This is a genomic window from Zunongwangia sp. L-65, assembly GCF_056859415.1.
Window position 1 is genome coordinate 117,125 of the sequence record NZ_JBSXOK010000047.1, and the last position, 21,499, is coordinate 138,623.

The 21,499-nt window shown below is 37.1% G+C and carries 21 protein-coding genes and 1 pseudogene; 15 read left to right on the forward strand and 7 right to left on the reverse strand.

Features of this window, described 5'->3' with window-relative positions; all coding sequences use genetic code 11:
- The 3 genes from lacZ to AC13DP_RS05905 all read right to left on the reverse strand — a co-directional run bounded on the left by lacZ (position 1) and on the right by AC13DP_RS05905 (position 6,341).
- On the reverse strand, positions 1-3,090 hold the full coding sequence (gene lacZ / locus AC13DP_RS05895) for a beta-galactosidase, LacZ type (protein WP_347407623.1): 3,090 nt from the start codon (positions 3,088-3,090) through the stop codon (positions 1-3).
- Between the two features lie 67 nt (positions 3,091-3,157).
- Positions 3,158-4,546, reverse strand: coding sequence for an aminopeptidase P family protein (locus AC13DP_RS05900; RefSeq protein WP_347407622.1), 1,389 nt, complete (start codon positions 4,544-4,546; stop codon positions 3,158-3,160).
- 121 nt (positions 4,547-4,667) lie between these two features.
- Positions 4,668-6,341 (reverse strand): M1 family metallopeptidase, encoded by a 1,674-nt coding sequence (locus AC13DP_RS05905; protein WP_347407621.1) that lies wholly within the window; start codon positions 6,339-6,341, stop codon positions 4,668-4,670.
- A gap of 213 nt (positions 6,342-6,554) precedes the next feature.
- Between AC13DP_RS05905 and AC13DP_RS05910 the strand changes: the two genes are divergently transcribed.
- Positions 6,555-6,995 carry a zinc ribbon domain-containing protein gene (locus AC13DP_RS05910; protein ID WP_339813945.1) on the forward strand — a complete coding sequence of 147 codons (441 nt, stop codon included), beginning with the start codon at positions 6,555-6,557 and terminating at the stop codon, positions 6,993-6,995.
- A gap of 200 nt (positions 6,996-7,195) precedes the next feature.
- On the opposite strand, the gene AC13DP_RS05915 is transcribed toward AC13DP_RS05910, so the two are convergent.
- Together AC13DP_RS05915 and AC13DP_RS05920 are read right to left on the reverse strand one after the other, a co-directional pair.
- On the reverse strand, positions 7,196-7,381 hold the full coding sequence (locus AC13DP_RS05915; RefSeq protein ID WP_483067439.1) for a hypothetical protein: 186 nt from the start codon (positions 7,379-7,381) through the stop codon (positions 7,196-7,198).
- 19 nt (positions 7,382-7,400) lie between these two features.
- The gene (locus tag AC13DP_RS05920) at positions 7,401-7,568 is read right to left on the reverse strand and encodes a hypothetical protein (RefSeq protein ID WP_339813943.1); all 168 of its coding nucleotides are present in this window, start codon (positions 7,566-7,568) and stop codon (positions 7,401-7,403) included.
- A 239-nt stretch (positions 7,569-7,807) separates the two neighbouring features.
- Here AC13DP_RS05920 and AC13DP_RS05925 point away from each other — a divergent pair, with 239 nt between their 5' ends.
- From AC13DP_RS05925 to AC13DP_RS05940, 4 genes are read left to right on the forward strand one after another with little or no spacing between them, the layout of a single operon-like run.
- Positions 7,808-8,647: a metallophosphoesterase gene (locus tag AC13DP_RS05925; protein ID WP_339813941.1), complete on the forward strand. Its 840-nt coding sequence runs from the start codon at positions 7,808-7,810 to the stop codon at positions 8,645-8,647.
- A gap of 7 nt (positions 8,648-8,654) precedes the next feature.
- On the forward strand, positions 8,655-9,860 hold the full coding sequence (locus AC13DP_RS05930) for a DUF418 domain-containing protein (RefSeq protein ID WP_347407620.1): 1,206 nt from the start codon (positions 8,655-8,657) through the stop codon (positions 9,858-9,860).
- Positions 9,861-9,866: 6 nt separating this feature from the next.
- Entirely contained in the window at positions 9,867-10,565 is a 699-nt protein-coding gene (locus AC13DP_RS05935; RefSeq protein ID WP_339812724.1) for a carbon-nitrogen hydrolase family protein, read from the forward strand.
- Between the two features lie 48 nt (positions 10,566-10,613).
- A complete protein-coding gene (locus tag AC13DP_RS05940; protein WP_347407619.1) occupies positions 10,614-11,144 on the forward strand; it encodes a GNAT family N-acetyltransferase in 531 nt (176 codons plus the stop codon).
- Between the two features lie 51 nt (positions 11,145-11,195).
- On the opposite strand, the gene AC13DP_RS05945 is transcribed toward AC13DP_RS05940, so the two are convergent.
- Positions 11,196-11,837 (reverse strand): DinB family protein, encoded by a 642-nt coding sequence (locus AC13DP_RS05945; protein WP_339812723.1) that lies wholly within the window; start codon positions 11,835-11,837, stop codon positions 11,196-11,198.
- An 82-nt stretch (positions 11,838-11,919) separates the two neighbouring features.
- Positions 11,920-12,276, reverse strand: coding sequence for a nuclear transport factor 2 family protein (locus AC13DP_RS05950; protein ID WP_013070886.1), 357 nt, complete (start codon positions 12,274-12,276; stop codon positions 11,920-11,922).
- A 532-nt stretch (positions 12,277-12,808) separates the two neighbouring features.
- Here AC13DP_RS05950 and AC13DP_RS05955 point away from each other — a divergent pair.
- From AC13DP_RS05955 to AC13DP_RS06000, 10 genes and pseudogenes are all read left to right on the forward strand, one after another.
- The gene (locus tag AC13DP_RS05955) at positions 12,809-13,207 is read left to right on the forward strand and encodes a cytochrome c oxidase assembly factor Coa1 family protein (protein WP_272956992.1); all 399 of its coding nucleotides are present in this window, start codon (positions 12,809-12,811) and stop codon (positions 13,205-13,207) included.
- 441 nt (positions 13,208-13,648) lie between these two features.
- Complete coding sequence (gene coxB / locus AC13DP_RS05960; protein WP_347407618.1) at positions 13,649-14,578, forward strand: cytochrome c oxidase subunit II; 930 nt, start codon at positions 13,649-13,651, stop codon at positions 14,576-14,578.
- Positions 14,575-16,233, forward strand: a complete 1,659-nt coding sequence (gene ctaD / locus AC13DP_RS05965) for a cytochrome c oxidase subunit I (protein WP_347407617.1) — start codon at positions 14,575-14,577, stop codon at positions 16,231-16,233. The genes coxB and ctaD overlap by 4 nt, the downstream gene beginning before the upstream one ends.
- Positions 16,233-16,784 (forward strand): cytochrome c oxidase subunit 3, encoded by a 552-nt coding sequence (locus tag AC13DP_RS05970; protein WP_013070891.1) that lies wholly within the window; start codon positions 16,233-16,235, stop codon positions 16,782-16,784. The genes ctaD and AC13DP_RS05970 overlap by 1 nt, the downstream gene beginning before the upstream one ends.
- A gap of 155 nt (positions 16,785-16,939) precedes the next feature.
- Positions 16,940-17,626: pseudogene (locus AC13DP_RS05975) on the forward strand (cytochrome c oxidase assembly protein); the annotation flags it as partial.
- Between the two features lie 4 nt (positions 17,627-17,630).
- On the forward strand, positions 17,631-17,843 hold the full coding sequence (ctaF, locus tag AC13DP_RS05980; RefSeq protein WP_347407616.1) for an aa3-type cytochrome oxidase subunit IV: 213 nt from the start codon (positions 17,631-17,633) through the stop codon (positions 17,841-17,843).
- The gene (locus AC13DP_RS05985; RefSeq protein ID WP_148211670.1) at positions 17,843-18,379 is read left to right on the forward strand and encodes a QcrA and Rieske domain-containing protein; all 537 of its coding nucleotides are present in this window, start codon (positions 17,843-17,845) and stop codon (positions 18,377-18,379) included. The genes ctaF and AC13DP_RS05985 overlap by 1 nt, the downstream gene beginning before the upstream one ends.
- Positions 18,376-19,152: a cytochrome b gene (locus AC13DP_RS05990; RefSeq protein ID WP_347407615.1), complete on the forward strand. Its 777-nt coding sequence runs from the start codon at positions 18,376-18,378 to the stop codon at positions 19,150-19,152. The genes AC13DP_RS05985 and AC13DP_RS05990 overlap by 4 nt, the downstream gene beginning before the upstream one ends.
- A gap of 32 nt (positions 19,153-19,184) precedes the next feature.
- Complete coding sequence (locus tag AC13DP_RS05995; protein WP_483067440.1) at positions 19,185-19,793, forward strand: c-type cytochrome; 609 nt, start codon at positions 19,185-19,187, stop codon at positions 19,791-19,793.
- A gap of 26 nt (positions 19,794-19,819) precedes the next feature.
- Positions 19,820-21,319, forward strand: a complete 1,500-nt coding sequence (locus AC13DP_RS06000) for an FMN-binding glutamate synthase family protein (RefSeq protein WP_150544822.1) — start codon at positions 19,820-19,822, stop codon at positions 21,317-21,319.
- Positions 21,320-21,499 lie beyond the last annotated feature (180 nt).

The following is a 21,499-nucleotide window of genomic DNA, read 5'->3' on the forward strand; positions in this document are numbered from 1 at the left end:
TCATTCAAAAATCGGTTCTATAAAATAGGTATAGCTATAATTTTTAGGTTTGAGCTGGTATTTTTCCCAGGTTTTTGCGCCCCAACTATTATCTCCACCAACACCCATTTGTTTATAATCGATATTTAGATAAATCGCATCTTTAGGTTTGATATCGGTGGTATGTCGTTGTGCTTTTTCCATACCCGGATCAAAATCTGAAACTGGATTTCTTAATGCACTAAAAGAAATCAAAGGCATTCCGCTGAATTTTATTCCGTTTCCTTCATTATCCGTAAGTTTTACCCAGCGATTATCAGTACGATAGCCATTTTCCTGCGGGCGAATGTAGGGTACGTATAAATCCTCTACACTCGAATTATAAATCCCTACAAAAGCAGAAGTTTTACGATCCCAATAATTTTCGTAAGGCCCGCGACCATACCATTCTACGTTATCGTAGGCTAACGGAAGTACCATGGAGTTACCAAATCTCGGCAAGGAAGTTAGCTTTTCTGTACCGCCGTTGAATTGAAAATCATTACCGACTTCAATACGTCCGTTTCCGTAAATTTTATAGGTAATGTTGAGATTAGAAGAAACCGAATCTAACTGATAGTTCGTTTTTACTTCAACATATCCATCCTTTTTTTCAGAAGTGAAATCCATTAATTTAGGATTATCCGTTGCTTCTTTCCAGGCTCTTGCCCGTTTCTGAAAGTTGTTTCCGAAGTCATTATCTGTTGGTGCCCGCCAAAAATCTGGTTGTGGTCCTTTCTTGATCAGGTTTTTTCCTTTAAATCTATATGCTAAAAGTACGCCCGTTTTCTTATCAAAAACAACCTCTACATCGATATTCGAAATTATAAGATTTTTGCCCTTATTTTTTGTTTTCAGCTTCTCTGAAGCTACAACCGGTAGTTTTACCTCACTACCTTGCTGAAGCTGAATTTGATTTTTGGCAATTACATAACCCTTAGCAAGTACAGCACCAATATTCTTAGTTTTTACATAGAAATTTATAAAATACTCTGCTCCTTTTTCTAGTTTAAACGCCTGGATTTGGAATGTTTTTTTCTGAGGTGCCAGATCGATCGTTGTGGGACCGCCACCCTCAACAAATTGTCCGTCTTTTATTAAATCATAAAAGATTTCGTATTCATTTAAATTGGTAAAAAAGAAACGATTCTCAATTTCAAAGGTGAAATTTCCTGCCTGCTTGTCTTTTAACTTAATAGCTACATTTTGATAAACATCTTTTACTTCGTAAAGTGCAGGATGTGGTGTACGATCTGGATTTACTAATCCGTTAATCACAAAATTAGCATCATGCCTATAGCGATCTGGTCCAAAATCCCCGCCATAAGCCCAATATTCCTCACCGTTTTTATCAGTTTTTACAAATCCCTGGTCGACCCAGTCCCAAATAAATCCGCCCTGTATTTGTGGATTTTCGTATACAAAATCCCAAAGATCTACAAGATCACCGGTACTGTTCCCCATACCATGCGCATATTCGCACCAAATAAATGGTCGATCCGGATAGTTGCCCAGGTAGTTATTTTTTATATAATCAACGCTGGCATACATCCAGGGAATGATATCGGTATGTGGTTCCTGGAAACTTTTACCACGCTCGGCTCGCTCATATTGCACGGGACGGCTAGGGTCGTTTTTCTTTAACCAGTGATAATTTTTTATGAATGCCGGACCATCGCCAGCCTCGTTCCCCATAGACCAGATAATGATCGAAGGATGATTTTTATTGGTTTGCATCATTCTGGCGATACGATCGTGATGCATTTTCTCAAACTCTGGTTTATTTGCAGGGGTTTTATCCTCATCATAACCAAAGCCATGACTTTCAAGATTCGCCTCGTCTATCATATAAATGCCATATTTATCACATAGCTCGTACCAATATGGATCGGCAGGATAATGCGAGTTTCGAACGGCATTGATGTTATATTCTTTAAAAAGTTTAATATCCTGAAGCATGGATTCATGCGAGATCACGTGGCCTGCGTATTGGTCATGCTCATGTCTATTCACTCCTTTAAGTAAAATCGGTTTCCCATTTACCAAAAGTTGTCCGCCTTTAATTTCTGAAGTCCTAAATCCAATATTTGCTGAAGTAGCCATTAGCGTTTTGTCGGCATCATTAAGATTTAATGTTAAGGAATAAAGATTTGGTTTTTCGGCCGACCAATGTTTTATGTCCAGATCTGAAATATGAAATTTTAGTGTATCGCTTTTAGCTTCACCAATTGGTGTTGTTATTTCTGAAATTACCTTCCCATCATCCCAGATTTTTAAATTTACCTGAAGATTTTTACGAGAACTTTCTGCATCAATAACCGCATATCCGTCCAAAATTCCCTTATCATAATTTTTATCCAAACCGGGAGTTACAAAAAAGTCTTTAATTCGGGATTTAGGAGTTTTGTAGATATACACATCGCGCTCGATGCCGCTTAATCGCCAAAAATCCTGATCTTCTAAATAACTTGCAGAGGACCATCGATATACTTCAACCGCAATACTGTTTTTTCCCTGTTTTAAATACTTGGTAATCTTAAACTCAGCCGGAGTTTTAGTTCCTTCTTTGTAACCGACTTTCTCTCCGTTTATCCAAACATAAAATGCACTGTTTACCGCTCCAAAATGTAAAAAATAGTCTTCATTTTTATCGAATTCCGACTTTGGTAAATCGAATGTTCTTTTATAAGATCCTACCGGATTATAGGTAGCGTCTACAAATGGCGGATTAATTTTAAAGGTGAAACCTGAACTCACATATAACGGAAAATCGTATCCCTGTAATTGCCAATCTCCAGGAACTTCAATATCGTCCCAATCTTTTACATCGTAATCAGTTTTATAAAAATCTACGGGTCTTTTTTCAGGAACCGCCGCAAAATGAAATTTCCAGCTTCCGTTTAAACTTTTATAGTTTCCAGATTTTTGGTATTCGCCGGTCAACGCATCAGCTTCTGAATCATAAATATGAAAATGAGCCCTTGGATCTTCGGTATTTACAGATAAAATGTCTAAACGCTGCCACTCAGGATATTCCTGTGCTTGTAATGAAAAAGAAAATGCTATGAACAAAAGGCTAAAATAGTGGAGAAATTTAAAGGAGAGAAAGTGGTTCATAGCATTTTCAGATTTTCTATAGTTATGAGTTTTTAAGTTCTTCTATTTCTTGTATTGTTTTTGCCAGGGGATCTCCCAGCAGTTCTTTTCCGTTTGCAGTAATCAAAAAGTCTTCTTCTACACGCATACCACCAAAGCTTTTAAACTTTTCGACTTCGTCATAATTTACAAAATCGGTATATTTTCCCTGTGCTTTCCAGGAATCGATTAAAAACGGATTAAAATAAATTCCGGGTTCTACAGTAAGTACATTCCCTTCTTCCAGTGCTTTACCTAATCGCAGAGATTTAAGTCCAAACTCAGTACTCTTTTCAAGATCATCGGTATACCCGACTAACTGCTCACCAAAGTTTTCCATATCGTGAACATCCATTCCCATAAAATGGCCTAAACCACATTGAAAAAATAAAGTGTGTGCACCGGCATTTACAGCCTCCTGCGTATCGCCCTTCATTAAACCAAGACCTTTTAAGCCTTCTACAATTCGGCTACACGCCAATAAATGGGCATCTTTAAAACGATAGCCGGGTTTTAATGCTGCGGCTGCGCTTTCGTGAGCATCTAAAACGATCGAATAAACTTCTCGCTGAATAGCTGTAAATCGTTCGGCTACCGGAAAAGAACGTGTCATATCTCCCGCATAATTCATAGCCGTCTCAGCACCACAGTCACATAAAACGATATCTCCGTTTTCTACTACCGCCTGTGTAGCATGATTATGCAGGTATTGGCCGTTTTTAGTTAAAATAATAGGAAAAGAGATATTTCCGCCACCGGCAATAGCAATGGCCTGTAACTCCCCGGCAATTTGTTTTTCGGTTACCCCGTGCTTCGTCCATTTAATCGCATGTCGATGCATGGCCGCAGTAATGTTCACCGCTTTATGAATTTCTTTAATTTCTTCAGCAGACTTTATAGAACGTTGTGCGATGACTGCTTTGGTAAATTCAGTCGACTTTTTAGCTTCAACTTCGTTCACCGGAATTCCGGTAAGATTACTGATCTCGATCGTTACTTTATTTCTATACGGAGGCAAATAATGCAAAGGCTGAGCTTTTTGCTGTGCGTTTTTAATATAAGCTTCCAATCTTGACATTGGCTGTACTTCAGCAATACCAGATTTTTCAGCATACGTCGATAAAGGTTCTACTGCTCCAACCCAAACAAAATCTTCAGGAGTAAGGTCATCTCCAAAAAGGATCTCTTTATCATTATCTAAATCGATAAGTACATAAAGATCGGGAAGGTTCATTCCGAAGTAATATAAAAAGGTACTATCCTGCCTAAAGGGATACCAATTGTCTTTATAATTCATTCCGGTTTCCTTATTCCCAGGGAATATTAAGAGTCCGGATCCCACTTTTTTCTTTAAGCTCTCTCTTCGCGCTACATAAGTTTCTTTTGAAAACATCTATTCTTACATTTTTTAGTTACCTGTTTCTGTTCAAACCCATTGGGTATTTATCAGAAAATTATTTCTTAATTCGAGGTATCCCGATCCCCTATAGCTATAGGGATCGGGATCTGAATATTTAATCCCGATTATCGAGTAATTCTACATCTACATAATACATTCGCTCTATCCTCCAGGGTGTAAATAAATACTGGTTTTTATGCTGAATAGCTACACTTTGCCATTCTGATGAAGGGATAATCTTTATTTTTTCCTCGTCGCCTTTTAGCACCAATGGTAAATTAAAACCATCTACGATATTGGTATATTTATAAAACATTTTACTATTCGGTGCATCTATATATAGCTGAAGTTTCGGAATTTTTGTTGTGGTTAAATATTGCTCGAAAACTTTAGAATAATCGTAACCTGATTTCTCTGAAACATATTCCAGGATTTCTGAACCGTCTACCGTTTGGTTATGAAAGGTCATATTTAAACCGGTAAGAACATTCTTGAATAATTTATCATCATCCATACTATGCCGAATGCTGTGCAGCATATTTCCGCCTTTTGGGTACATATCACCACTCCCCTGCGCATTAACATCATAGGCAGGAATAATTGGTTTGTCATTTTTGATTCCTGCTCTTGTACCGTAGTTATAATCGTTCGCAGCTTCTTCGCCATACACATAATCCAGGAACAGGGTTTCGCTATAATTGGTAAAACTCTCATGAATATACATATCGGCCAGATCGTTAGTGGTAATATTATTCCCGAACCACTCGTGACCACTCTCATGGATAATGATAAAATCCCAGGTTAAACCAAGACCAGTACCCGATAAATCCCTGCCGCGATAACCACCGGCATACCAGTTTCCGTAAGAGACATTAGATTGATGCTCCATCCCGGTATGTTCTGTCTCTACAAGTTTATAACCATCTTCATAGAAGGGATAAGGCCCAAACCAATATTCAAAAGCATTTAAAAGATTATGAACTTCAGTCGGCATATAATCTTTGGCTTTCTCTAAATTATAATCCAACACCCAGTAATTAAGGTCTAAGTCGCCTTTTATCCCGGTGTATACTTCAGAGAAGTTTTTATAATGTCCTATATACGGTATAATGGTATAATTGCTTATTGGATTTTCAACACCCCACTTATAAGAAACCGTACCATCTTTATGTTCGGTCTTATTTAGCATTCGGCCATTTGCCACCGCCATTAAATCCTTTGGTATTCGCATTGTTAAGGAAGCTCCATGATCTGGCTCATCACTTTGATGATCTTTATTGGGATACCAGATAGAAGCACCAAGGCCCTGACAGGTAACCGTCATCCAAGGTCTGCCTTTTTCGTCTTTGGCAAAAGTCCATCCACCATCCCAGGGTGCTCGAATCGCCTCGTGCGGTTTTCCACTAAAATAAATTTTTACTTCATGCTCAGATTCTATTTTTTGAGCAGGCGTTTTTACGTGATACACATCCCCTTCTCTACTAAAACTTAAGGATTGCTTTTTATCGTAAATAATACTATCGATCACCAGAGGTTGCTGAAGATCGATTTGCATAAAATTAGGATGGTCTTGCTGAACTACTTTATAGCTGATCTTATTAAATCCTGAAGTATATTTTTTATCAAAATCTGGTGTTACTGAAATGTCATAACGCATCACGTCCCACCAGGCTCTTTCAGGAGTAATACTTCCTCTAAGCGTATCGGCATGAGTAAATTGAGTTTCCTGAGCTTTTAAAGAAATTGCCGTGAAAATCAATAAAATCAGGAAATATAATTTGCTATTCATAAGTATAAGTAGAGAGTTTAGCGTAAAGTTGTAAAATATTTGTTCAATAACCAATGAAAACTTGATTTATGGGTAATATAGTATCATTTAAAGTTAAAATATAAGGAACTCATGAGCATTATGTTTTAAACAGCCATAAAAAAAGGAAAAGATAAAGTAGAAAACAAAATGCAAAAAAAATTAATTTATGTAAATAACTGTTTATAATCGTTAATGATTAAAGTATGTAACAAAATCAATAAAACTAATACCTATAACCAAATAAGCATTCATCGCCCAAACGTAAAATCATTAATTAAAAAATTTATGGATTACCAAACCAAAAAATGCCCTTATTGTGCAGAAACTATAAAATCTGAAGCAATTAAATGCTGGCATTGCGGCGAACGTTTTGATACTGGCAGAATAAACGTCCCACAACAATCCCAAGCACCAGTAACCGTTATTAATAATTATCCAAAATGGAGTGCAGGAGTAGCAATTTTACTTAGTATTTTCTTTCCTGGTGTTGGGCATATTTATAAAGGCGAAGTCTTAGTCGGAATTTTATGGCTAATATTTGTGACCATAGGCTATATCTTATTCATTTTTCCCGGAATTATTTTACATCTTATCTGTATTGTTACTGCCGCCAGTGGCGATCCTTATAAATAGATTTTAATAAAATCCCGGACTATTGATCTGATCAATAAATCGGGAAAACAATTATAATTTTTGAGACATCCAAACCTTTTAGTTCTCATTACTGGTAGAAATCACCACCACAATAAGATTAAATATATAAGTTAAAGCAATTTATCATATCTTAATAATAGGAATTAATTGGCTGCAAAAATTAGATTTACTTAATATTTTTAATTTTCAGCCTGCTTTACTAAATCAGATTCGAAATTGATCTTTTTAAAATTGATATCTTCTAAATTTACAAGATCTATATAAATATGATAGGGAGATAAGCTGACTCGTTTTCCCGAAATCAAACCACCCTCAATAGTTATTGCATTATTATTTATCCAGGTACCAAAAGCTTCAAAATGCACTTTTATCGATTAAAGCTCTTCATCGTCGTAACCAAAATTCCTTTAGATCTGGAGTAATTTCAAAGAATATGTTTTCTCTGTAATCATCATCTGCAATATTCACACATTGCTCAGCAATAAAAGGATTAGCAAAAACCAGATGCTCACCATCATCGATAGCATATTTTGCTGGCATAAATTCTGCCACAGCTATTCCCTGGTTCTGCTCATAAAAAGCACTAATGCATGTCTGGAGTACAATCTAAATTTTCATCATCATCACGGCTACAGGCCAACAAGCTAAGAATCGAAAATAACGCCTATATTTTTTTCATTTGTTTATATTTACTAATTAGATAATAGTTGGATTAAATGCCTGAATAAATTAGGGATATACATTTAAAAATTATCGATTTAGATTTGAATACCGATCTTCAAATAGACTAAATGAGACGAAAAAAGTTTTTAAAAAGGCTCGCCATTTTAGGCGGAATTGCAGCAATTCCAGGGCTGTATGCCTGGCAGGTTGAGCCATTTTGGTTAGAGTTTGTTCGGCACAAAATGCCGGTTAAAAATCTGCCTAAGCATCTTTACGGGAAAAGCCTAATGCAGATTAGTGATGTACATATAGGTGATTTTTTCGATTATCAGTACATTATAGATTCCTTTAAACGAGCCCAGCAATTAGACCCGGATTTTGTAGTCTATACCGGTGACTTTGTAACCTATGAAGAACCAAAAAATCTGGAGCAGCTTGCTGAAGTTATACCCTATTTTCCTACAGGAAATTTAGGAAGTGTTGGAATTTTAGGAAATCACGATTATGGTATAGACTATAAAGAAGCGCACGTGGCCCAAAATATAATCGATCAATTGGCTTCCCGAGACATCCAAATTTTAAGAAATGAAACCAAAGAATTAAACGGCCTCCATTTTCTGGGAATAGATGATTATTGGGGTATTAATTTTCACCCTGAAAATGCTACCCAAAATTATAATCCCAAAACTGCGAATATAGCCTTATGTCATAATCCAGATGTTTGTGATCTGGATGTTTGGAATAGTTATCAAGGCTGGATTTTAAGTGGCCATACCCATGGCGGGCAATGTAAACCGCCTTTTTTAAGAGCTCCTATTTTACCGGTAGAAAATAAACGTTACGATGCCGGGATTATCGATCTTTATGATGGGAGAACGCTCTATATAAACCGTGCCTTGGGATGTTTGCGCCAGATGCGATTTAATGTACGACCAGAAATCACCATTTTTGAATTACAACCCACATAAATTTAATATGAAATCACCCAACCTAAACCCTGTCACTCCCGATACTCGTATCGAAATTCTGGACATTTGGCGTGGGGTTGCGGTTTTCGGAATTTTCGTTGTAAATATTGAAATCATGAACGCGGTGTTTATGAATCAGGATATGTATTACGATCAGTCGGCAGGAAGATTTGATAGGCTAATTCAACGAATTTTACAGCTATTTTTTTACACTAAATTCTTCCCGATATTCTCATTATTATTCGGGATGGGCATCGCCATGCAGCTTGAGAAACTGAAGCATAGAAAAAAGAATAGCCTTTTTATGCTTAAACGCATGCTTATTTTATTTGTAATTGGTATGCTACATGTCCTGGTGCTTTGGGGAGGTGATGTGATTCATCTTTATGCGATTTTAGGTATTTTTATCTACTTTTTGTATCAACTAAATAGCAAATGTTTACTCCTATTATGTCTTTTTATTTTAGTATTTCCTCTTTATGATTTGATTGCTGAATATATGTTCTCCCGGATAAATTATTCACCTGAAAGGTTTTTAGAAAAATATAACTTCGAAAAGGTCACCAAGATTTTAAGAAATGGAAGCTACAAACAAGCTTTAACTTTCAGGGTTTTGGAATATTGCGCTAATCTCCCGGTTTTGTTGGTGTTTTTAGCGCCGATTGCTTTTTCCATGATGCTTTTAGGAGCAGCATTCGTGAAATCGGGTAAACTTTTAAGGCTTAAAGATTTTATCTTAAAAAATAAAAATGCATTTATTTGGCTGTTTACTATTACCACTATATACCGAATTATTTTTCTGTTTATTTTACCCAATTTCGATCTTTACAAAGATGATTTTTTTAATCCTGTCTGGCTTAAATTAATGGTAATTTGCGATACGCTTTTTGGTCTTTTTTATATGTGGTTTATCGCGTGGTTGTGGTTTACAGGAAAGTTAACCGGTTTCTTGAAACGTTTCCAGCCCGTTGGAAAGATGGCGCTTAGCAATTATATTTTTCAAAGCTTAATAGGAGTGTTGATTTTTAGCGGAATTGGATTTTCGATGTATCAGAAAATGAGCTTACTGCAATGCTTTCTTACTGCTACAGTCTTGTTTATATTTCAGGTGGTGTTAAGTCAATTGTGGCTTCAGTACTTTAAATTTGGTCCTTTAGAATGGTGTTGGCGTTGCCTGAGCTACGGAAAACTATTCAGCATAAAAAAAGATTAAACGGAAATGAAAATAGCACTGGCCCAACTGCAATCGGAATCGGGAAATATTAAAGCGAATATAAAAAAGCATCTCGATTATATCGACAAAGCAGCTGCGGCAAAAGCAGATTTTATAGTTTTCCCAGAACTTTCTTTAACCAACTACGAACCGCATTTGGCAAGAGAGCTCGCATTTAAACAAAACGACAGCAAACTAACAATTTTCAAAGATTATAGCACCAAATATAAGCTGGCAATTGGCCTTGGGTTACCTTTAAAGTTGAATAATAAAATTCATATTGCGATGGCTATTTTTAAGCCCAAAAGCGATATTCAGTTTTACTTTAAACAATATTTACACGAGGATGAACACCCTTTTTTCCATCCAAAAAAAAGTGACTCTATAATCCAATTTCAGAAGAAAAAAATAAAACTGGCCATTTGCTATGAAATAACTGTAGAAGAACATCTACAGGATATAATTTTAGAAAAAGTTGATTTCTACGTGGCTAGTGTGGCTAAACATAAAAAAGGTATGAAAGATGCTGAACATCGTCTTCGGTTTATTTCAGACAACTATAAAATTCCTGTGTTATTGGTGAATAATACTGGTAAAGCTGATGAAATGAATTGCTGCGGAAATAGTTTTGCCTATAATCGTTATGCTGAAAAAATTGAAAGCTTAAATGCAGAAGAATCCCTTTTGATAATTAATGCTGAATAGCGGTAAGATATATTTAATTTACTTACATTGCTTTAATTTTTGAAATAGATGGAAGTACACATTAGACAGGAAAAGCCCGAAGATCACGAAGATGTCTTTAGCCTTATTGAAGCTGCATTTCTAAATGAATCAAATAGTGATCACCAGGAACAGTTTTTAGTAGACCGCATCAGAAAATCTTACGCGTTTATACCTGAACTTTCGCTTGTTGCTGAGGTAGATAATAAACTTGTGGGTTATGTATTACTAAGTGAAATTACCATCCAAAACGACAAAAATAAATTCCCTGCTTTGGCACTAGCCCCCGTGGCTGTTTCACCTGAATTTCAATCAAAAGGAATAGGCTCTAAGCTTCTTAAACAGGCACATCAAAAAGCACGGGAACTGGATTATAAACTTGTAATTGTACTGGGGCATGAAGAATATTATCCAAGATTTGAATACGAACCGGCTATAAACTTTGATATTCAGGCGCCCTTTGAGGTCCCAAAAAAGAACTTTATGCTAAAGGAGCTAGTACCCGATGCTGCAAAGCATATTTTTGGAATTGTAGTATACCCCGAAGAATTTCATATATAAAAAGACCAACCGCATCCGGATGGTCTTTTAATTATTATCGATTTTAAATATTTATTCTTCCGGAAAATTTTCAGCCTGCATCACCTCTTCAATCTGTAATGTGTGCCTGGCCGTGTGTCCAGCAATAAATAATAAGGATTGATAGCCGTCTACCGGACCAAAAGGAGAATCTGAAATATGATTTCTTAGATCTTCTTCAGTTTGATCGTTGATAAAGTCCATAATTTCATCGCGTTGTTCATCAAAGGCTTCTAAAGCGGCTTCTGGAGATTCGTAAGTTCCATTAGGCATTAAAGACTCACTCGCCTGAGCTTTAGTAGATCTATCGGTAATTCCAGCGATAAGATCTTCATCGCTCATTTTAACTTCGCTTTTGCGTTCTGGATTAGCATCACCTTCTAAAGCGGCTTTGGTCATTCCAAATAGCATTTTTTCGGTTTTAATAATATGTTCGAGACACTGACTAACCGACCAACGGTTTGGTGCAGGTTTAAAACTCAGCTGCTTTTCAGAAAGGCCATTAATATGATCTTCAATCGTTTTTCTGGTTTCTTTAAAGTATTCCTTTAAATCCATTTTGATACCTTCTTTTATTGAAATTTCAGAACGATCAGATATTAAAATTTCAGTTTTTGGGACGCTGGTGAAAGACATGGCAAATAAAGCACAGACCGGAAGAAATAGTTTTTTCATAGTAGTAGTAGTTATTGTTGATCTCTAATTTATAATGTATAGTTTTTTTGCATGATTTTGATATTCATTATTTCCGGAATTATTAACGCTCAACCACGTAGGACGTCATCCGTTTAATTTTGGGATCTTTAAAGGAGTTAAATTCATAAACATCGCAAAAAGAAAAGCTTTGATCTTCAGCTTTAGGAGCTACTATCTTCATATTTCCGTTAACACAGGCTTTTTTACCATGCGTAATGACATCTACAAGCTCCAGCTCACTGTTAAATTCTTTCATATCTTTAAGCGCCTCTGCAAACTGTGTTTTTCCCTTAATTTCCTTTTTACCAATCATGATCCAATGAAAGTCTTCAGTAACCTGATCCAGCATAAATTGATGATTCCCATTAGCAAAAGCTTCATTAAATTGAATCAAAAGTTTTTCCTTTTTATTTTCCATTTCAAAGTATTTATAAACTATTCTGAAAAATACCTATAATTTCTTTAAATACCTATCTAAAAAACCGGCGGTTATCGCCTAATATTAGTAAATTGCTCATAAATCATCATTGATTAAAAATGGAATCATCAAAAGTCGAGCCAGGAAGAAATTTAGAAACTTATAGAATTTTATTCATTATAAAGGCAGTTTTAAATTTACTCATTTGCTTCGTAGGCCTGATGTACATGGTGATGGGTGTTGCTTTTACCAATGCAGATATACCCGACGATTTTCCGTTTAATTACTTCAACTTGATATTTTTTATTTTCGGAGGTCTTTTTATTCTATTCTCTATTAATAACCGTACTTACCTTTTTAGCGGCTAAATATCTTAGAGAGCATAAAAATGCTACGTTTATAATTGTAGTTTCTGTAATAAACTGTTTAACTGGTATTTTAGGTATTGTTCTCGGGATTTTAACTATTATTGAGATTCAAAAACCAGAGGTAAGCGCTTTATTTGAAGCGAATAAAATCAAAAATTGAACACATGAAAAAATGGTTGGTAATTAGTATTGGCATTATAGCAGTACTATTGATTTTAGCATTCTCTACCACAAATTTAGGTACTCATATTTCCAATTTTACCGAAATCTATGCCGATGAAGGCCTTCATAAAGATGCTTTGGATATAGCGAATAACGACCCTAAAGTTACAGATTACTTCGGCACAATAAGTTTAAAGGATAACCTTTCCCTTTTAAACGGTGATGTGCAGTATAGCGAAGATCATAACAAAGTTGAACTTACTTTTAAGTTTAAAGGAAGTAAAGCAAATGGCGTTATGGATATTAAAGCCGCTCGTAATGCAGGAGAATGGGAATATAAAGCAATTATACTACGCAACAAAGACAAGAAAATAGAATTAGTAGAAAGTTCTAAGGTTTAAAGTTCACGGTTCACAGTTTAAAGCCATTCACAATTCAACATTGAAAATCCCAGGTTGGTCCTAAATGGAATGAAGAAGTTTTTTTTCAGTATTCAGTACACAATATACATTCATCGGCATTCAAAATTTTGGCCAAATTCACTGTGATCACAGTGCACTCTCTAACCTATTTTCAAATCGATTTATTTTAAATCTTACTCCCAGATTTATCTTAACTTCTCTAATTTCCAATTTCGCCACACCCCTTTTCTCCACATTATACACTTCAACTTAAATACCTATCAGTTTATCGGTTAAAAACAGCTTAAAATTAATAAAAGAGTAAGAATAGATTTAATTTGTAAATACAACGTTATTTTTTTCACTTAATTTAACATTTAAATTATAGAAAAGACTTCCCATAAAATATAAATATTATATTTGTTAACACTTATAGAGTAGATGATAGCAGTATTACCCTTTTACAGTACCCAAGTACTGGAGTACACTAATTTCCTATATTGGTCTTTTGCCGTTGTAGCCGCTATAATTCTGGGGCTTGTGATTTTTTTCACGTATAGATACACCACCAAATACAAAGCGAAAAGTCCAACAGATCAACCGCAAAGCGGTTCAGTAAGTCATAAATTCGAAGTATTTGCCCTTATCACTTCTTTTCTCATCACTGTATTTTTTATGTTTTTTACCGTTCAGTCGATGAAGGAGATACAAACCATACCCGATGATCCTAAGCCGGATATTATCATCACCGGGCATCAATGGTGGTGGGAAGCAGAATATCCAAATAGTAAAGTAATTACGTCTAACGAAGTTCATATTCCGGCAGGAAAAAAAGTATTATTGGCGCTTAATTCCGCAGATGTCATCCACAGCTGGTGGGTGCCAGAATTAGGTCGGAAAATAGATATGATTCCCGGAATGACCAATTATATGTGGATGTATGCCGAAAAACCCGGAGAGTATTTAGGGACTTGTAGTGAGTTCTGCGGAATGCAGCACGCACGAATGCGTATACGGGTTATTGCCGATGATGAAGCGAATTTTAAAAAATGGCAGGAAGAACAACTGGAACCCGTGATTACTGAAGGCAGTGCTCTTTTTGAAAAAGGGAGAAACCTATTTGAGCAAAAAACCTGTACCAACTGCCACGCAATCAACGGAACCAGGTATAACGAAAATATAGGTCCAAATCTCACCCATTTTGCAAGCAGAAAGCGGTTTTTGGGAGATTTTAAAGAAATAAATGCTACCAATTTAAGAGCTTGGCTTCATGACCCACAAAAGTTAAAAGAAGGCGCAAAAATGCCCAACTTTATCCTTTCTGAACAAGAACTCAATGCACTCGTAGAATATATTATACACCTTAAATGAGTCTATTTATAAACATACAAGAAGGCGAAGATCAACTTCCGGAAGTCACCTCAGATAAAGGAAGGCTACTCTGGATAAGCTCAGTAGACCATAAGCAATTAGGCATTATGTATTTATGGCTCGCCCTTTTCTTTTTTATTATCGGTGGGCTGGAAGCTATGCTCATTAGAGCACAATTAGCGGTTGGTGATAACGATCTGATTTCACCAGAATTTTACAACCAGCTTTTTACGATGCACGGTACCACGATGATCTTTTTGGTATTGATGCCTGCTCTCATCGGACTTGCTACCTACCTGATCCCATTAATGATTGGAGCGAACGAAATGGCTTTTCCCAGATTGAACGCCTTTAGTTTTTGGATGACGTGTTTAGGTGGATTCTTAATGTACTTTAGTTTTTTTGCCGGTGGCGCACCAGATGCAGGATGGTTCAATTACGCGCCGTTGAGTGAAAGCAACTACTCTTCAACTCAGGGTGTCGATTATTATTTGGTAGGACTTATTCTTACCGGAATGGGAAGTATAGGTGCCGGTCTTAATTTTGTGACCACTATTTTAACCCTACGCTCCCCAGATATCAAACTAAATATGCTTCCGCTATTTGCCTGGATGATATTTATCAATGGATTTTTAATATTAGCAGCCTTTCCCCTATTGAATGCAGGCCTTTTTATGATGCTTATCGATAGGCAATTTGATGCGCACTTCTTTATTCCTTCTTCAGGAGGTTCGGCCATATTATGGCAACATTTCTTTTGGTCGTTTGGACATCCTGAAGTATACATTTTAGCATTGCCGGCATTCGGAATTATTTCTGAAGTGATCCCGGTTTTTTCAAGAAATAAAATTTTTGGATATAAATTCGTAGCTGCCTCTACCGTAGCCATTGCACTACTCGCCTTTGGCGTGTGGGTTCACCATATGTTTGCGGTGGGAATGACCAATACCGTAAACGGTTTTTTTGCGGCAAGTTCTATGCTGATCGGGATTCCAACAGGAGTAAAAGTCATTAACTGGATAGGTACTTTATATAAAGGAAGTATTAGAATGACGGTCTCAATGATGTTTGCCGTAGCTTTTTTAATCGATTTTACTATTGGTGGGTTAAGCGGCGCTTCTTTTGCAATCGTTCCCATCGATTGGCAATTAACCGATACCTATTACGTAGTAGCGCATATTCATTACGTATTTTTAGGAGGAACCGCCTTTGGGATCTTTGCAGGTATTTACTACTGGTTTCCTAAAATTAGCGGTCGTTTTCTTTCAGAAAAATTAGGAAAATGGCATTTATGGTTATTTGTGATAGGTTTTAATTTCACCTTCCTTGTTCAGCACGTACTCGGAATTTTTGGAATGCCCCGTAGAATTTATACCTATCCATCAAGATTTGGATCTTGGGAAATTTTCAATATGATCTCTACCTTGGGAGCGGTAATGATGTTTGTGGCCATTGCTGTTTTTCTGTGGAATTTATTCATTACCCTGAAAAAGCCACGTACTGCTCCCAAAAACCCTTGGGAGGCCTGGACCTTAGAATGGGCGACCAACTCCCCACCAGACTTAAAGAATTTTGAAGAAGTACCGCGAGTACACAGCAGACGGCCTTTGTGGGATTTGGCCAATCCCGATAATCCTGATAAGCGACTTAATTGATGAAGGATAAAGGAAAATTATTAATGCTTCTAATGATCGGCTCTGAAACGTTCTTTTTCATTGCCCTTATCATTGGTTATGTATATTATCGGAATTTTACGGAAGCTACCGATACGGTTGCTCAACACCTCGATGCCGTAAGGGCGGGGATTTTTACACTATTTTTAATTGCCAGCAGTGGCACCCTGATGATAAGTAAAAGAGCCCTGAACAAAGAAAATTTTAAAGGATTCAATATCTTCTTATTGCTTTCTATCGTATTGGGAATTGTTTTTATAACTGGACAGGTCACCGAATACATAGGACTTTATCAAGAACAAATCACCTTAAGTAAAGATGTATTTGGTTCCAGTTTCTTTACCCTAACCGGCTTTCACGGCTTTCACGTAATTTTAGGTATTTTGGCCCTGCTCATTTTATTAATAATGAGTTTGGGAAAATTAAGAAGAGTATCCATAGCCGGATTTGGCGGTGTTGAAGTTTACTGGCATTTTGTAGATGTTGTCTGGTTATTTGTTTTTTACTTTGTGTACATAACTCCTTTATTATGATAAATACAGATTTTTTCATAACTCCGGATAACTGGTCATTTGCAGGAATAATACTTTCTGTTTTGACCATTGTAGCATACCTGTTGTTTTTAAAGACAAAAACTTCACAAAAGGCTTATTTTATAGTAACGGTAATCCTGTGATATGTAAGTTTTGGTTCTCCTATAGCCTTGCTCCGAGACTATGGTTTGCATAGTCTTACAATGCTTCAGCATATCGTTTTGTTGATGATTGCCCCTATCCTATTCTTAAAATCCATTCCATCAAATACAATTTTATTTTCAGAAAAATTTAAGCTGAATATCCTACAGCAACCGAAAAACTATTACCTAATGTTTTGGTGGTTAAGTGCTGTAATGATGTGGGGCGGACATTTTTTGAGCGCGGGCATTCTTTCCGCAGAAACCGGAACGGCCATTTGCGGTATTACCGCCACTAAAGATAGTTGGATCACAGCTATACCAGAAAGTCTTATTTTAAGCTTATTGTTTATTGCGGGAATATTATTTGCATTGCCGGTTTTTAATCCTGTTAAAAGCAAACGCCTGGCTCCTTTAAAAAGTGTGATTTATCTTTTTACAGCCTGTGTAAGTTGCTCATTATTGGGATTATATGTAGCTTTTTCTGCAAGCACAGATACCTTAAACAGTTCATTAACAGCATTTACCACTTTAAGAAGTCCGGTTCCTTTAACTTTAAGAGCAGATCAGGAATTAGCAGGAATGTTAATGTGGGTGCCCGGTTGTATTCTTTACGTATTGGCTTCGGTTTCTATTTTACTGAACTGGTACGAGGAAAATCCGACAGAAAAAACCGAAACAATAATTCACACTACGAAATAAGGAAATGATGAACCAAGAAAAAAAATATAAAGCAAAACCCGAAGAACTTCCCAGACCTACCTATTGGCCATTCTTTCTGGCTTTTGGAATAGTATTTATCTTTTGGGGAATCTTGACCAACTGGTTTTTATCGGGAATGGGCGCTATCGTTTTTGTGGTAGCACTTATCGGCTGGATCGTAGAAATCAATAAAGAAATTAAACACGATGAAGAATAATGGCTTGTAATTGCGAAAATCAAAATCCACCAAATAACCACAAGGAGTCACTAGACAGAAGAAGTTTTATGACAAGGATCACCTTGGGCGTAGGAGCTTTTTTTGCCGCGGTACTGTCTTTTCCTTTAGTCGCTGCAATGCTAGATCCTATCATCAGGAAAAAAACTGAAGTCTGGCGTTCCGTAGGAAAATTAACCGATTTCAAAATAGGCGAAACAAAAATGGTCACTTTTGAAAATGCCTCGACCTATGAATGGAGTGGTGGCATTGCACGTTCTGCAGCCTATGTAAGACGCAAAGAAGATGATAGCTTTTTAGCCTTATCGGTAAATTGTGCGCATTTAGGTTGCCCCGTACGATGGGTAGAAAAATCAGAAATCTTTCTTTGTCCCTGTCACGGCGGAGTTTACCATAAAGATGGATCCTGGGCCGCAGGCCCCCCACCCCGCGGAATGTTTGATTATGAAGTAAGAGTACACAACAATAACGTACAGATTAAAACACAAAACATCCCCATAACCAACCTAACATCGTGAAAAAGGCTTTAAAAAATATATGGAATTGGGTAGATGACCGTGGAGGACTAAGCGAATTGGTGAAACCACTCACCACTCATTTGGTGCCACCGGGATCTAAATGGAATTACGTTTGGGGAAGTGCCACCCTATCCTGTCTTATTATTCAGGTAGTTACAGGAATTGCTTTAGCATTTCTCTATCAGCCCTCAGCAGACGTTGCCTACCAATCGCTTCAATACATAGAAAATCAAGCTTTTTTAGGAAGTTTTATAAGAGGCTTGCACAATTGGGGAGCTTCAGGAATGGTATTGCTAATGGGGATGCATATGATTCGTGTGTATCTTTTTGCTGCGTACAAATATCCACGCGAAATGAGTTGGATCACCGGAGTGGTACTAATGGCACTCACTATTGTAATGGCCTTCACGGGACAATTACTGCGTTGGGATGATAACGGGGTTTGGTCTAGTGTAGTCGCCGCTGAACAAATGGGAAGAATTCCATTGATAGGTGACAGTATAGCCCACTTTTTAATGGGAGGTGAAAATATTAATGGCGAAACATTAAATCGTTTTTTCTCTCTTCACGTATTTGTGATTCCCGCGTTGCTTTTCAGCTTTGTAGCCTACCACTTATTTTTGGTGTTTAGAAACGGAATTTCTGAACCACCTAAAGTCGGACGTTATTTAAATCCGAAAACCTATAGAAATTGGTACGAAAATATGCTAAAGGAAAAAGGAGTTCCCTTTTTCCCAAATGCTATTTGGAGAGATGCGGTTTTAGCGCGCTAGTACTTATCGTTTTAGTTTTTATAGCTTGGTTTGTGGGCGCTCCCGAATTGGTAGGCGCACCAGATTTAACGAATGTAAAAGTAGATCCTAAACCCGATTGGTATTTCACCTGGATATTCGCCATTTTCGCCTTAATGCCCAGAAATATTGGTTCTTATGTCATTATGCTCGGACCCGTATTAACCATCACGGTTCTTTTAGCCGTTCCGTTTTTATCCAAAGGCGGCGAACGTAGTCCACTAAAAAGACCTTGGGCCATAGGCGCGGTCGCTTTTTTAATTATTACGATTTGCGGACTTTGGTACATAGGAGATGTAGAACCTTGGCATCCAAAATTCGATGCCGAACCACTTTCAGAATATACCACCGTACCCGAAGCAAAACCTTCAGTGCAACGAGGTATCAATGTATTCAATACAGCAGGTTGTCTGTACTGTCATAAGATTAATGATCAAGGTGGAATTCGGGGTCCAAATTTAACCAATGTTCAAAATAGGCTCACTAAAGAACAAATAATTATAAGAATCGTAAACGGGGCAGAAAATATGCCGGCTTACGGAGGTTCGCTTTCCAAAGAAGAACTTGAAGATGTGGTGGACTTCCTGCTGAAGGATAAAAAAAGGTCCAACCCAAATAACTAATAACACTACACAAACACTATTTTAATATGAAAGAAGCTATACGGTTTACAACAATAGCATTAATTATTGTCGCCCTCATCGTTTGCACGGCAATCTGGCCTGCCTGGGGATTTTCAATAATGGCAGCCGCTATCATTATCTTGGGTATTTATGATATCGTTCAAAAAAAGCATTCCATCACCCGAAATTTCCCTGTCCTTGGTCATATGCGTTTTCTACTGGAACTCATTGGTCCAGAATTGCACCAATATTTTGTAGAAAGTGATACCGACGGCAAACCTATTGACAAGAATCATCGCAGTTATATCTACGAGCGAGCCAAAAAAGAAAAAGAAAATCATCCTTTTGGTACCGAATTAGACGTTACCCAGCAAGGCTATGCCTGGATGGAACACAGCATTTATCCTACCAAAAAACTAGATCAAGCTCCCCGAGTGACCATAGGCGGACCGGATTGTAAACATCCCTACTCTGCCAGCTTATTCAACATTTCGGCAATGAGTTATGGTGCGTTGAGTAGTAATGCGGTAATGGCACTTAACAAAGGAGCAAAAGCTGGAAACTTTTTCCACGATACCGGAGAAGGTGGTATTTCAGATTACCACAGAAAAGGAGGTGATTTGGTATACGAAATAGGAACCGGCTATTTTGGTTGTCGAACAGAAGATGGAAATTTTTCAGCTGAAAAATATGAAAAAGTTGCCGCCTATCCGGAAGTAAAAATGATTGAAATTAAAATCTCCCAAGGAGCTAAACCCGGTCACGGAGGCGTATTACCGGCAGCTAAAAACACCGAAGAGATTGCAGAAATACGAGGAGTAAAACCACATACAGATGTATTATCACCTCCGGGACACTCTGCATTTGATTCCCCTGAAGGTTTACTGAAATGGATCCAACAACTCCGTGATTTATCCAATGGAAAACCTATTGGGTTTAAACTATGTATTGGTAACAAAAAAGAATTTATTGACATCTGCGAAGCAATGAAAGCCACCGGAATAAAACCTGACTTTATTACCGTAGATGGTGCTGAAGGTGGTACGGGAGCTGCCCCCATTGATTTCTCAAATTATGTGGGAATGCCGTGGGAAAAAGCACTTGTTTTTGTAGTAGATACGCTAAGAAAATATGATTTAAAAAAGGATATAAAGATTATTACCGCTACAAAAATCTTTACCGCTTTCGATATTTTCCGTGCTTTATGCTTAGGCGCAGACCTTTGTAATTCAGCTCGTGGAATGATGTTAGCATTGGGATGTATTCAAGCTTTAAAATGTAACACCAATCAATGTCCTACGGGAGTAACTTCTAACGATCCTAAATTTATGAGAGGACTTGTGGTAGAAGATAAGTGGAAACGTGTAAGAAATTACCACGAAGAAATCCTAAAAGATTTCCTAGAGCTTTTTGCAGCTGCCGGTTGTTCCAATCTTGAAGAATTAAATCGTAGCCTAATTCATAAAAAAGTAGGAGAAGAAATCGTAAGTTACGATAGCATCTATCCTGAAACTGTTAGAATATAGAAGTTAGACCGCTTCGCTGTTAGAATTTAGAAAATAGACTAGAGATAAAAACATGCTAGATTCTAGAAACAAGAAACAAGAGGAGAGAACTGGGTGATTTGAAAATGATATAATAGAAAAATTAAAACTCGAACTTTCTAACTCTAAACTTTTAAGCTTTCAACCTAACGGCGGCAGCGT